Here is a 13,147-nt window from a genome sequence, read left to right as displayed (position 1 = left end):
AACGACGGCCCGTACACCACACCGGCCCCGGCCTGGCGCTCGTAGAACTCCGCCGGATCCTCCGCCCGGGCGTCCACCGGAGGCCACTGCGTCAGACCCCCGACCGCGACCGGGCCCTCCTCGGTGAGCGTGCCGGTGGCGTGCCGGACCCACGGCAGGTCGGCCGAAGCCCCCTCCGTCCGCGAGTACACGCCCACCGTCCGGCGCCCGGCCGCGTCCGCACCGGACACCACCACCCGGACCTGCGTTCCGCCGGCGTCCGGCACCACCAGCGGCGCCTCGATCACCAACTCCTCGACGGCACCGGCACCCACCTCGTCACCGGCCCGGACCACCAGCTCCAGCAGCCCGGTCCCCGGCAGCACCACCGCGCCCGACACCCGGTGGTCGGCCAGCCACGGGTGGGTGCGCAGCGAGAGCCGCGCCGAGGCCACCAGACCGCCCGCGTCCGGCACCTGCACCACCGCGCCGAGCAGCGGGTGTTCGGCCGAGGTCAGGCCCGCCGCCGACACGTCACCGGCCGAGGCGCCCGACTCCAGCCAGAACCGCTCGTGTTGGAAGGCGTAGGTGGGCAGTTCCACCGCGCGGGCGCCGGTGCCCGCGAACACCGCCGACCAGTCGAGGCCGGCGCCCCGCACATGGAGCTGGGCCAGGGCCGTGAGGACCGTCCGGTCCTCGGGACGGCCGGCCCGCACCGCCGGGACGAAGGCCGCCGTGCCGGCCGCGCCCTCCAGGACGTCCTGCGCCATGCCCGTCAGCACACCGTCCGGGCCGAGCTCCAGGAACACCGTCACGCCCTGCTCGTGCAGCGTGCGCACACCATCGGCGAAACGCACGGTCTCGCGCACGTGCCGCACCCAGTACTCCGGGTCCCGCAGCTCCTCACCCGCGAGCGAGCCCGTCACATTGGACACCACCGGGACCACGGACGGGGAGTACGACACCGAGCGGGCGACCTCGCGGAACTCCGCCAGCATGCCGTCCATCAGACCCGAGTGGAACGCGTGCGAGACCGACAGGCGCTTCGACCTGCCGAACCGCGACGCCACCTCCAAGACGGCGTCCTCGGCACCCGAAATCACCACCTGCGACGGGCCGTTCACCGCCGCGATCGACACACCATCGATCAGCTGCGCCACCGCCTCGGCCTCCGTCGCCCGCACCGCGACCATCGCGCCACCGGTCGGAAGCGCCTGCATCAGACGACCACGCGCCGCCACCAACCGCGCCGCATCCGCCAGCGAGAACACCCCCGCCACATGCGCCGCCGCCAGCTCGCCCACCGAGTGCCCGGCCACGAAGTCCGCCTGCACGCCCCAGGACTCGACCAGACGGAACAGCGCCACCTCGAACGCGAACAGACCCGGCTGCGCCACCCCCGTCGCCTCCACGGCCGAGGCGTCCCCGCCCCAGACCACCTCCCGCAGCGGCACCTCCAGATGCGGATCCAGCTCCGCGCACACCTCGTCGAAAGCCTTCGCGAACACCGGGAACGCCTCGTACAACCCCCGGCCCATCCCCAACCGCTGACTGCCCTGACCGGTGAACAGCACCCCGACCCGGCCGTGAGTCCCGTCGTCCAGGACGCCCTGGACGACGCCGGCCGGCTCCTCGCCGGCGGACAGCAGGGCGAGCTCCGCGAGGGCCTCACCGCGGCCGCCCGCCAGGATCACGGCGCGGTGGTCCATCGCGGCCCTGGTCGTGGCCAGCGAGAACCCGACGTCCACCGGGTCCAGTTCCGCATCGCCCTCCAGCAGCGTGTGAAGCCGGTCGGCCTGCCCCCGCAGCCCGCCCTCCGAGCGCGCCGACAGCACCCACGGCACCACCGGCAGGGCGCCCGTGTCCCGGGCGTCCGACGGGGTGTCAACGTCCGGTGCCTCCTCCAGTACGACGTGTGCGTTGGTCCCGCTGATGCCGAAGGAGGAGACGGCGGCCCGGCGCGGGCGCCCCTCGACCGCCGGCCATTCCCGCGCCTCGGTCAGCAACTCCACCGCACCGGCCGACCAGTCCACCTTCGGCGACGGCTCGTCCACGTGCAGCGTCTTCGGCATCACCCCGTGCCGCATCGCCAGCACCATCTTGATCACACCCGCCACACCCGCGGACGCCTGCGCATGACCGATGTTCGACTTCAACGAGCCGAGCCACAGGGGCCGTTCGGCCTGCCGGCCCTGCCCGTACGTCGCCAGCAACGCCTGCGCCTCGATCGGATCACCCAGCGCCGTCCCCGTGCCGTGCGCCTCCACCACATCCACATCCGCCGACGCCAGCCGGGCACTCGCCAGCGCCTGCCGAATCACCCGCTGCTGCGACGGACCGTTCGGAGCCGTCAGACCGTTCGACGCACCGTCCTGGTTCACCGCACTGCCCCGCACCACCGCCAGCACCCGGTGCCCACGCCGACGCGCCTCCGACAACCGCTCCAACAACACCACCGCCACACCCTCGGCCCACGCCGTCCCATCGGCCGACGCCGCGAACGCCTTGCACCGGCCGTCCGGCGCCAGACCGCGCTGGCGGGAGAACTCCACGAAGGAACCGGGCAGTGACATCACGGCCACGCCTCCGGCGAGCGCGACCGTGGTCTCGCCCTGGCGCAGCGACTGCACGGCGAGGTGCAGCGCCACCAGCGAAGAGGAGCACGCCGTGTCCACCGTCACCGCAGGGCCCTCGAGACCCAGCGTGTACGACACCCGGCCCGAGACGACGCTGCCGGCCGTCCCGGTGCCCAGATAGCCCTCGATGCCCTCGGGCAGCCGCTCCACCTTGGACGCGTAGTCGTGGTACATGACGCCGGAGTAGACGCCGACCTTGCTGCCGTGCAGCGCAGTGGGGTCGATGCCCGCCCGCTCGAAGGCCTCCCACGAGGTCTCCAGCAGCAGCCGCTGCTGCGGGTCCATCGCCAGCGCCTCGCGCGGCGAGATCCCGAAGAACCCCGCGTCGAACCCGGCCGCGTCCTCCAGGAATCCGCCGTCACGCGCGTAGGAGGTGCCGGCCCGGTCCGGGTCAGGGTCGAACAGCGCCTCCAGGTCCCAGCCGCGGTCCTCCGGGAACCCGGAGATCGCGTCCCGCTCCTCCACCAGCAGCCGCCACAGCTCCTCCGGCGAGGACACCCCGCCCGGCAGCCGGCAGGCCATCCCGACGATCGCGATCGGCTCGTCGAAGCGGGCGTCCGGCGCGCTCTGCGCGGCGTCGTCCTCGCTGTCCGGGGCACCGCCCAGGAGCTCGCCGAGCACCAGCCGGGCCACGGCGCCGGGGGTGGGGTGGTCGAAGGCCAGGGTGGCGGGCAGCCGCAGGCCGGTGGCCTCGGTCAGCCGGTTGCGCAGGCCCACCGCCGTGACGGAGGTGAACCCGAGTTCCTTGAAGGCCCGGTCGACGCCGATCGTGCCGGTGCCGTCGAGGTCCAGCACGCGCGCGGCCTCGGTCCGGACGATCTCCAGCAGGGTCCGGAAGCGCTCGGCCTCGGCGAGCGGGGCCAGCCGGTCGCGCAGTTCGTCCGCCCGTCCCGCGTCGGCGGCGCTGGTGCCGGGGGCCTGCTCGATGAGTCCCTCCAGCAGCGCGGGGACCTCGTCCTCGCCGCCGACCAGGGCGGTGTCGAGCTTCATCGCGACCAGGGCGGGCTCGTCGACCATGACCGCCGCGTCGAACATGGCGAGACCGCCCTGCTCGGTGAGCTCGCCGACGCCGGGTGAAGCGGTCCACTCGGTGTGCGGGCCGACCGCCCACGGGCCGTAGGCGACGGCGAGGGCCGGCAGGCCGTGGCTGCGGCGGTGCCGGGCCAGCGCGTCGAGGAAGGCCGCCCAGGCGGCGCGGTCGCCCTCGCCCTTCGCGCCGAACGTGCCGACGGCGGAGGAGAGCAGCACGAACGAGCCCAACTCGCCGCCCCTGGTGAGCTCGTGGAGGTTCAGGACGCCGCTCAGGGCGTGCCGGAGCCGGTCGTCGCCGACGGCGTCCCGGTCACTGCGGGCGTGCACGACGGCGGTGAGCGGGCGCCGGGCCTCGACGGGCAGCTGCGCCAGCCGCTCGACGGCGCTCCGGTCGGCCAGGTCGCAGGCCACCAGCTGCACGTCGGCGTCCAGTTCGGCGAGTTCGGCGGCCAGTTCGGCGGCGGCCGGGTCGGCGTGGCCGCCCGGGCTGACCAGCAGCAGGTGCCGGGCGCCCCAGCCGGCGACGAGGTGGAGCGCCACGGACCGGCCGGCCGCGCTGTCGGCGCCGGTCACCAGGACGGTGCGCTGCGGGTCGAGCAGCGGGCGTTCGGCCCGGTCGGCGGCGGACAGGACCCGGGCGAGCCTCGGCCGCATCGCGACGCCGGCCCGGACCGCGATCTGCCCCTCGCCGGAAGCCAAGGCGCCGAGCAGCGCGCGGGCGCTCGGACGGTCGTCGCCGTCGAGGTCGGCCAGGCGCAGCCGCTCGGCGCCGTACTCGGCCTGGAGGCTGCGGACGAGGCCCCACAGGGCGGCGTGCCGGAGGTCGGGCCGGGCGTCGTCGGCGCCGGTGACCACGCCGCGGCGGGTCAGGACGACGAGGCGGGTCCGGGCCAGGCGGTCGTCGGCCAGCAGTTCCCGCAGGGTGCCGGCGAGGGCGGACACCGCGTCGGACACGGCGTCGGACAGGGCGGTGCCGGTGCCGTCGGCCTCGGGTGCGGTCAGCAGGAGGACCGCAGGGGCCGGGGTGTCGGCGGCGAGGGCCGTCCGGGCGTCCGCGAGTGCGCCGAGGTCCTCGACGTCGAGGCCGGCCGCGCGCAGGCCGGCGGCCGCGGCGGACCGCTCGCCGGCCCCGGCCAGCGCCCAACTCCCGGTCGGGACGGTCTCGGTGGCGGCGGCGAGGGAGCCGAAGGGGACCCAGTCGAGGCGCTGCAGGGCGTCGAAGTGGCTGCCGCTCGCGGCGCGCAGGCGCGCGGGCTGGTCCAGCAGCACATGGCGGGTGATCTTGCCGGACTGGGTGCGGGGGATCCGGCCGATCTCGTAGAGCTCCTCGGGCACCTTGAAGTAGGAGAGGCGTTCCCGGCAGGCGGTGAACAGGGCGTCCGGGTCGAGGCCTTCGGGGCCGGCCACCAGGAACGCGACCGGCACCTCCCCGAGGACGGGGTGCGGCTTGCCGACCACGGCGACGTCCAGCACGCCGGGGACGGTGCGCAGGGCCTCCTCGACCTCGCCGGGGTGGATGTTCTCGCCGCCCCGGATGATCAGTTCCTTGATCCGTCCGGTGACGGTGAAGTAGCCCTCCTCGTTCCGCTTGGCGAGGTCCCCGGTGCGGTACCAGCCGTCCCGCATGGCCTGGGCGGTGGCCTCGGGCTGGTTGTGGTAGCCGACCATCACGCTCGGGCCCTTGACCCAGACCTCGCCCTCCTCCTCGATGCCGACGTCGAGTTCGCTCGTCGGGTCGACCAGCCGGACGCCGAGGCCCGGCACCGGCAGGCCGCAGGAGCCCTCGACCCGGGCGCCGGTGGGCCAGTTGATCGTGATGGAGCCGCAGGTCTCGGTGCTGCCGTAGGCGTCCAGCAGCGGGGCGTCGAAGAGCGCCTCGAACGACCGGCGCAGGGCGGCGGTGGTGATGGCTCCGCCGACCAGGCACATCCGCAGGTCCGGCGCGCGGAAGCCCTTCTCGCGGGCGGCCTGGACCAGGTAGTGGTACATGGTCGGCACACCGGCGAGGAAGGTCGAGGACTCCTCGTCCAGGGCGCGCAGCACCTCGTCGGCGGAGAACCCGTCGACGATCCTGGCGGTGGCGCCGACGGCCGTCACGGACAGCACGCAGGCGATGTGCGAGAGGCTGTGGAAGAGCGGCAGCGGCCACAGCACGCGGTCCTCGGCGGTGAGCCCGGGCACCGGAACGTAGCAGGCCGCGACCGACCACAGGCCGTTGCGCTGGGTGGAGAGAACTCCCTTGGGGCGCCCGGTGGTTCCGGAGGTGTAGAGCATCCAGGCCAGGTCGTCGAGGTCCAGGTCGTCCCGGGCCGGGGAGGCCGGTTCGGTGGTCGCGAGCGCGGCGTAGGACTGGGCGCCCACCGGCACCCGGCCGTCGTCGGCGACGATCACGGTGCGCAGCTGCCGGCCCTCGTCGAGCAGACGGCGCAGCTGCTCCGCGTGGGCCGAGTCGGTGATGACGACCCGGGCACCGCTGTCGTCGAGGATGTGGGCCAGTTCGGCGTCGGTGGAGCGGGGGTTGACGGGCACCCCGATCCCCGCGGCGCGCAGGACGGCGAAGTAGCTCTCGATCATCTCGACCCGGTTGCCGAGCAGGATGGCGGCGCGGTCCCCGGGCTGGAGCCTCAGGTCGGCCAGGTGGCCGGCCAGCCGGCGGGTGCGGCCCTCGAGTTCGGCGTAGCTCACGCTGCGCCGGGCATCCTTGAAGGCGACCTTGTCGCCCATGCGATCCGCGTGCGCCTTCAACAGTTCGGGCAGCGGTCGGATCAGCTCGGTACGCAGCATTTCCTCTAAACCCCTCGGTCGGACCACGGCATACTTCCGCCAGGGGAAGTCTTGTGGAGCGGGCGTCCGTCCGCCCCCCTGACAACCCCCCTATGGGGTCCCTAACCCGGCCGGGCCGGTCCCGGTTTTCGCTCTCCGCCGGGAAAGGCCGGCCCCTCTCCCCTAGCCTCGTCCGCAGAGCGTTCGCGGAGGACTACGAGGGGACTTGGGAATGTCACGGATCTGGTTCTTCTGCCATCTGCCCGGCGCGGATCCGCGGGCCGCGGAGGGTGTTTCCGAGTCGTACGCGGCGATTCCGGCACTGGTGGACGAAGTGCGGCGGAAAGACCCGGGGGCCCGGTGGTTCTTCCACCGGCCGGCGGACGGCGACCGGTGGGGCGGGGGCCTGTGGTTCCACGCCGAGGAGGCCGCGCTGGAGGCCGTATCGGGGGCCGTCCCGGAGGCTGCCCCGGTCCGGTCCGGGGACGCGGCCGGGCCCGTCGGGGCCGGGCTCCACCAGGAGTCCGGCGAGCGGCCCGAGCCGCCCCGGCCGGCGTTCGACGGGGTGCACCTCGACGACGAACTCGCTTTTCGTTCCGGTGAGTTGGCGCTGGAGACGCTGCGCCACGGCCCGCTGGACGAGGAGCGGCAGCTGGACTTCGCCGTCCTGCACCTGGGCCGGCTGGTCGAGCTGCTCCCGGAGTCCGAGCGGCCGGCGTTCCTCTTCCTGTACTGGCAGGAGCGGGTCGGCCGGCTCTCCCGCGAGGAGCGGCTCCGTGCGGCGGAGCGGGCCGACGTCCACGGCGCCGCGCTCGCCGCGGCGGCCACGCCCGAGGGGTTCGGGAATTTCCGGTCGGGCGAACTCGCCGGCACCGCGCTGCGGAATTATCTGGACGCCGCCCGATCGGCCGTCGAGGCCCCGGCCCGGCCCGATGCCCCGGCGAACTACCTGCTGTTCGGCCATGCCCGGCACACGCACGAGCGGATGGGAATTCCGGCCTCGACGGACGCCCTCGCGGCGCGGGCCCTGCGGACGGCACTGCGCATCTCCCCGGTCACCGCCAGGGAACTCCAGCCAGCATAAGTGAATTGATGCTGGATCAGCCTTTCGCGGATACCGGTCTCCGGGCGAGAATGGACGTCCGAACCCATTTTCCAGGAGCAGAGAAACCGTGATCACACTTGAAGGCAAGACGGCTCTGGTGACCGGTGCCGCGCGCGGCCAGGGCGAGGCCGCCGCGCGGCTCTTCGTCCGGCTGGGCGCCCGGGTCGTCCTCGCCGACGTCCTCGACGAGGCCGGCGAGAAGGTGGCGGCCGAGCTCGGCGAGAACGCCCGCTACGTCCACCTCGACGTGACCGACGAGGAGCAGTGGGCCGCCGCCGCGGAGACGGCCGTCTCCGCGTTCGGCGGTCTCGACGTCCTCGTGAACAACGCCGGGGTGTTCCGTTCCCAGCGGATCGAGGACGAGAGCAAGGACGCGTTCGTCCGGACCCTCCAGGTCAACCTGGTCGGCCCGTTCCTCGGCATCCAGGCCGTCACCGGGCCGATGCGCCGGGCCGGCGGCGGGTCGATCGTCAACGTCTCGTCGGTCTCCGGGCTGAAGGGCGTCGGCGGGTCCGCCAGTTACGGGTCCTCCAAGTGGGGCCTGCGGGGTCTGAGCAAGACGGCCGCGCTGGAGCTCGGTGAGTTCGGCATCCGGGTCAACTCCATCCACCCGGGCATCATCGCCACTCCGATGAACGAGGGGATGGCCCCGCCGGTGGGTGCCGGCAACCACCCGGGGGTGGCGCTGCGCCGGGTCGGGCTGCCGCAGGACGTGGTGGGGCTGGTGGCCTTCCTGGCCTCGGACGCCTCGGTCTACCTCACCGGCGCGGAGATAGCGATCGACGGCGGATTCTCGGCCGGGCCGACCCCGCCGGTCAGCACGCCCTCCGCGTGACGCCGGCGTGACGGCCGCATGACGGTCCGGGCGCCGGACACCCTCGGTGTCCGGCGCCCGGTCGCGTTTCGCGGGTCGGACGGCTCAGCCGCCGACGCTCCGCCCGTGGTGGAACACGTCCTCGGGGTCGTACTTGGCCTTGGCGTCGAGCAGTCGCGGGTAGTTGTCGCCGTAGTACGCCCGCTGCCAGTCGCGCAGCGCCGGGTCGGGGAAGTTGACGTAGGCGCCGCCGGTGGCCTGCGGGGCGAGGGCCTCGAAGCCCCGGTCGACCCAGGCCGTCATGGCCCGCTCGGCCTCCGGCTGCGGGACCGCGTCGGGGACGAGGGTGCAGTAGCCGGCGATGAACGGCGCGCCGCGGTGCGGGTAGGCGGTCTCGGCCGGGCCGAGGTCGTCGGCGGCGCCGCCGAGCGCGATGATCCACAGGTAGCGGGTGTGCTCGGCGTGCCGGTCCGCGGAGAAGTCGGCGAGCACGCGGTCGAGCGCCGGGCCGTCGAGCGGCCGGGCCAGGTACTGGTGCCGCTCCCGCTGGAAGCCGATCCGCTCGACCTTGGCCGCCTCGCTTCCGCCGACCCGGTGGAGCTCCTCGGCCGTCAGCTCGCCGAGGCCGTACACCCGGAACATCACCTCGTCGTACGGGAGTTCCGCCGCGTCCCGCACCTCGGGCACGGCGCCGGTGGCGGCGACGAACTCGTCCAGCGCGGCCTCCAGCTGGTCGAGCGAGCCCCAGCAGACGCCGGAGACCTGCACGATCGGCACCGCATCGGGGCCGGCGTCCGGCATCACGACCAGCACCGAGGAGCCGATCTCCCGCGCGGCGCCGGCGATCCACTCCTGCCAGGCGGCGAGCACCCGGTGGGTGTCGTCCCAGGACCAGATCGTGGTGAAGTGGACCGCGGAGGAGACCGGGATCGACCGGACCTCGAAGTCGACCACGATGCCGAAGTTGCCGCCGCCACCGCCCCGCAGCGCCCAGAAGAGCTCCGGCTCCTCGGTCTCGGAGGCCCGGACGATCCGGCCGTCGGCGAGCACCACGGTGGCCGCCACCAGGCGGTCGCTCGCGAGGCCGAACTTCCGCGTCTGGTGGCCGATCCCGCCGCCCAGGAGGTAGCCGGCGGCGGCCACCGTCGGGAAGGTGCCGGTCACGATCTGCTCGCCCGACTCCTTGAGGGCGGCGAGCGCGTCCACCGACAGCAGTCCGGGGCCGAACCGGACGGTTCCGCCCAGCGGCTCGGCGTGGGCGATCCGGGAGAGGTCGACGACCAGCCCGGCACCGGTGGACCAGCCGGCCAGGCTGTGCCCGCCGCTGCGGGGGTGCACCGGCACCCCGTGCTCCGCCGCGAAGCGGACGCAGGCGCTGACGTCCTCGGGGGTCTCGCAGTAGGCGACGGCCCGCGGCCGCGCGGAATCGAACTCGGCCACGTGCAGCTGCTTGGCCAGGTCGTACTCGGGGTCGGACGGCAGGACGACGTCACCCCGGAGAAGTGGGCGCAGCGCCGACCAATCGGCTTCGGCCGCCGCTGTGTTCGGCGTGGAGGCGTCGTTCGCCCGGAGCCCGGACTGCCCGCTGGTCATCAACCATCCTCGACTCGTCAGTTGTTCCTGGTGGGACACGGTGAGCCTAGGCAGCCGGGGAACACCCGACACACCCCTAACTCCCCCCTCAGTGCGGCCCGTTCGCCCTGGTCGCCGCACCGGCCCCGGGCCCGGGTCGGGCCCGGGCCGGGACAGCGCGACGCCCCTGCCACGCCGACGGGGGTGCGGCGGGCAGGGGCGGGATCGGGGGGCCGACCGGACGGCGGTCCGGTCGTGCGCGCCTCAGGCCGAGGCGGTGTCCTTCGCGGGCTGGGCCGAGACGGCCGGCGCGGCCTGCGGCTTCGGCGGCGTGCGCAGCACCGTCACCGCGACCACCGCGGCGCCGAGCACGAAGCACGCGGCGACCCGGAAGGCCAGCTGGTAGCCGCTGGTGTAGGCGGTCCCGGAGGCGGTGCCGTCGGCGATCAGGTTCTTGGCGTGCGAGGCGGCCAGCGTGCTGAGGATCGCCAGGCCGAGGGCGGCGCCGACCTGCTGCATGGTGTTGAACATGCCCGAGGCGAGGCCGGAGTCCTTCGGGGTCGCCCCCGACATGGCCAGGCCGGCCAGCGACGGCATCGCCATGCCGAACCCGATGCCGAGCGGCAGGGTGGCGGGGAAGACGTCGGTGAAGTAGGCGCCGTCCGCCGAGACCTGGCCCATGGCGCCGAGGCCGATCACGATCAGCACCAGCGCGGCCAGCAGGACGGTCTTGGCGCCGAACCGCGCGATCAGGCGGGGCGAGAGGAACAGCGACATCAGGCCGATCAGGATCGACACCGGCACCACGCCGAAGCCGGTCTGCACCTGGTCGAAGCCGAGCACGTTCTGCATGTAGAGCACGGCGAGGAACTGGAAGCTGAACATGCCGGAGATCATCAGGGTGTGGGTGCCCAGCGCGCCCGAGACGTTGCGCAGCCGGAACATCCGCGGCGGCAGCAGCGGGGCCTCGGCCTTCAGCTGGCGGACGACGAAGGCGATGATCAGGGCGATCGAGCCGAGGCCGAAGCCGAGGGTGTGGCTGGAGCCCCAGCCGTAGTCCGCCGTCTCGACGATCGTGTAGACGGCGCCCATCAGGGCGGCGGTGATCAGCACCGCGCCGACCACGTCGGTGCTCTTGCCGAGGCCGGTGCCGCGCTCCGCGCTGAGCTTGCGGGCGGCCATGAGGACGGCCACCACGCCGATCGGCACGTTCACGAAGAAGATCCAGTGCCAGCTGATGGCCTGGGTCAGCACGCCGCCCGCGAGCAGGCCGATGGTGCCGCCGGCGGACTGGACGAAGCTGTAGACGCCGATCGCCTTGGCCCGCTCCTTGGGCTCGGTGAACATCGTCACGATCATGGCGAGGGTGACCGAGGAGGTCACCGCGCCGCCCACGCCCTGGACGAACCGCGAGACCAGCAGCATGCCGGGGCTCTGCGCCAGGCCGCACAGCAGCGAGGCCGCGGTGAAGACGGTCAGGCCGGTGGTGAAGACCCGCTTGCGGCCGATGAGGTCGCCGAAGCGGCCGGAGAGGAGCAGCAGACCGCCGAAGGGGATCAGGTACGCGTTCACCACCCAGGCCAGGCTCGACTGGCTGAAGCCGAGATCCGACTGGATGGACGGCAGCGCCACGTTCACGATCGTGCCGTCAAGGATCACCATCAGCTGACCCGCACACAGGATGGCCATCGCCAACCACCGTGACGTCGGCCGGCCCGGTGACACAACCTCAGGCGACATGCCTGCTCACCTCTCTTTAGTGCACTTCTTGTAACAGTTCCCATGATGTGTGACCATGGCCGTGGGCGGAAGGAGGCACATTAATGTCCCGTAGTCACACCGGTGTGACGGCCGAGCAGGGCAACGTCGCCTGCACGGTCAGCGAGGTCATCGACCGCGTGGCCGGCAAGTGGAGCATCGGCATCCTGGTCGCCGCGGCCGAAGGCCCGGTCAGGTTCAGCGAGTTGGAGCGCCGGATCACCGGCATCAGCCGCCGCATGCTGACCCTGAACCTGCGCAAGCTGGAACGGGAGGGCCTGCTGGTCCGCACCGTCTACCCGACCGTTCCACCGCGCGTCGAGTACACCTGCACCGAGATGGCCCTGGAGCTCCACGAGAGCCTCACCGCCCTGGTCAGCTGGGCCAAGCGGCACGGCCCGGACATCGCGCGGGCGCACAGCGAGTACGACGCCGCGCACGGGGCCGGCCAGGAGGCCGACACCCGGGCCGTGGCGGCCGCCTGACGCACCCGCCCCGGGGCCTGGCCGCGGCGTCGCCGCCCGGTCGGGCCCGGCGGCGCGGTACGTCGGGTCAGCTCCGGCGGCGCGGTACGTCGGGTCAGCTCCGGCGGCGCAGCACGTCGGGTCAGCTCCGGCGGCGCAGCACGTCGGGTCAGCTCCGGCGGCGCAGCACGTCGGGTCAGCTCCGGCGGCGCAGCACGTCGGCGACGACGGCGTCGTAGTCCTCGGCCTTCACCAGGACGCGGAACTGCTCCCGGCCGCCGTCCACGGTCAGGCAGCGCCGGCCGACCAGCATGATCTGCCCGGTCTCGGTGGCGCGGGAGCGGATCACGGTGGTGTTGGAGACCAGCTCCCCCGCCCAGTTCCACTCGGGGTTGACCGCCTCGGGCTGCGCGGGGTCGCGCTTCCAGTCCGCCAGGCTGCGCGGCTGCAGCTTGAAGCGGTACACGGCCTGCGCCTCGGAGTCCGCGGCCTGACGCCGGAGCACGTGGTACTCCGGCTCCTCCTCGTGCGCCACCACCCGGTAGACGCAGCCGTACTGCTCCTGCGGCTCGTCGGCGACCCGCACCGGCTCGATGAACGAGGGGCCGGCGAAGCCGACGTCGGCCAGCCAGACCTCGCCGTCGATCCGCACCCCGGTGAAGAGGTGCTCCAGGTCGGGGCCGAAGCCGCCGTCCGGGCCGCGCACGCCGGCCGCCAGGATGTCCACCTCGTAGCCCAGGTCGATCAGCAGCCGGCGGAACAGGCCGCTGAGCTCGAAGCAGGTGCCGCCGCCCCCGCCCAGGATCAGACCGTCGAAGGCCTCGTCGATGTCGACCTCGACGTAGTCCCAGATGTAGTCGCCGCGCTCGGCGTTGACCGAGTTGTCGAACGGCACCGTCATCAGGTGCTTCTTGTGCAGGCTGCGCAGCGTCTCGACGGTGGGCTCGACCGGGCCGGTGTGGCCCAGGTGCGCCAGGTAGGCGTCGATGTCGTACATGGGGGCACTTCCTCGCTTCTCGACGGA

General features: G+C 73.4%; 7 protein-coding genes. 3 read left to right on the top strand and 4 right to left on the bottom strand.

Annotated elements, in window-relative coordinates:
• On the bottom strand, nucleotides 1-6,431 hold a 6,431-nt coding region (locus ACWD4P_RS13725; RefSeq protein ID WP_449779720.1), incomplete at its 3' end, for a beta-ketoacyl synthase N-terminal-like domain-containing protein.
• Between the two features lie 211 nt (nucleotides 6,432-6,642).
• Here ACWD4P_RS13725 and ACWD4P_RS13720 point away from each other — a divergent pair.
• The gene (locus ACWD4P_RS13720; protein WP_449779719.1) at nucleotides 6,643-7,494 is read left to right on the top strand and encodes a hypothetical protein; all 852 of its coding nucleotides are present in this window, start codon (nucleotides 6,643-6,645) and stop codon (nucleotides 7,492-7,494) included.
• Between the two features lie 88 nt (nucleotides 7,495-7,582).
• The gene (locus ACWD4P_RS13715) at nucleotides 7,583-8,350 is read left to right on the top strand and encodes a glucose 1-dehydrogenase (protein ID WP_359823281.1); all 768 of its coding nucleotides are present in this window, start codon (nucleotides 7,583-7,585) and stop codon (nucleotides 8,348-8,350) included.
• A gap of 84 nt (nucleotides 8,351-8,434) precedes the next feature.
• Here the strand turns inward: ACWD4P_RS13715 and ACWD4P_RS13710 are convergent, their stop codons facing one another.
• On the bottom strand, nucleotides 8,435-9,922 hold the full coding sequence (locus ACWD4P_RS13710; RefSeq protein ID WP_449779718.1) for an FAD-binding oxidoreductase: 1,488 nt from the start codon (nucleotides 9,920-9,922) through the stop codon (nucleotides 8,435-8,437).
• A gap of 243 nt (nucleotides 9,923-10,165) precedes the next feature.
• Nucleotides 10,166-11,590 carry an MFS transporter gene (locus ACWD4P_RS13705; protein ID WP_449779717.1) on the bottom strand — a complete coding sequence of 475 codons (1,425 nt, stop codon included), beginning with the start codon at nucleotides 11,588-11,590 and terminating at the stop codon, nucleotides 10,166-10,168.
• A 134-nt stretch (nucleotides 11,591-11,724) separates the two neighbouring features.
• Here ACWD4P_RS13705 and ACWD4P_RS13700 point away from each other — a divergent pair, with 134 nt between their 5' ends.
• Complete coding sequence (locus tag ACWD4P_RS13700; RefSeq protein ID WP_449779716.1) at nucleotides 11,725-12,144, top strand: winged helix-turn-helix transcriptional regulator; 420 nt, start codon at nucleotides 11,725-11,727, stop codon at nucleotides 12,142-12,144.
• A gap of 175 nt (nucleotides 12,145-12,319) precedes the next feature.
• Here the strand turns inward: ACWD4P_RS13700 and ACWD4P_RS13695 are convergent, their stop codons facing one another.
• The gene (locus ACWD4P_RS13695) at nucleotides 12,320-13,120 is read right to left on the bottom strand and encodes an arylamine N-acetyltransferase family protein (RefSeq protein ID WP_359823272.1); all 801 of its coding nucleotides are present in this window, start codon (nucleotides 13,118-13,120) and stop codon (nucleotides 12,320-12,322) included.
• Between the last annotated feature and the right edge of the window lie 27 nt (nucleotides 13,121-13,147).

This window comes from Kitasatospora sp. NPDC002543 (assembly GCF_053594915.1).
This window is presented reverse-complemented; position numbering and strand designations above follow the sequence as displayed.

Excerpts from the sequence above, each read along its gene's own strand:
- ACWD4P_RS13705 (WP_449779717.1), bottom strand. The coding sequence starts at position 11,590 with ATGGCCATCCTGTGTGCGGGTCAGCTGATGGTGATCCTTGACGGCACG.
- ACWD4P_RS13710 (WP_449779718.1), bottom strand. The coding sequence starts at position 9,922 with ATGACCAGCGGGCAGTCCGGGCTCCGGGCGAACGACGCCTCCACGCCG.
- ACWD4P_RS13720 (WP_449779719.1), top strand. The coding sequence starts at position 6,643 with ATGTCACGGATCTGGTTCTTCTGCCATCTGCCCGGCGCGGATCCGCGG.
- ACWD4P_RS13700 (WP_449779716.1), top strand. The coding sequence starts at position 11,725 with ATGTCCCGTAGTCACACCGGTGTGACGGCCGAGCAGGGCAACGTCGCC.
- ACWD4P_RS13695 (WP_359823272.1), bottom strand. The coding sequence starts at position 13,120 with ATGTACGACATCGACGCCTACCTGGCGCACCTGGGCCACACCGGCCCG.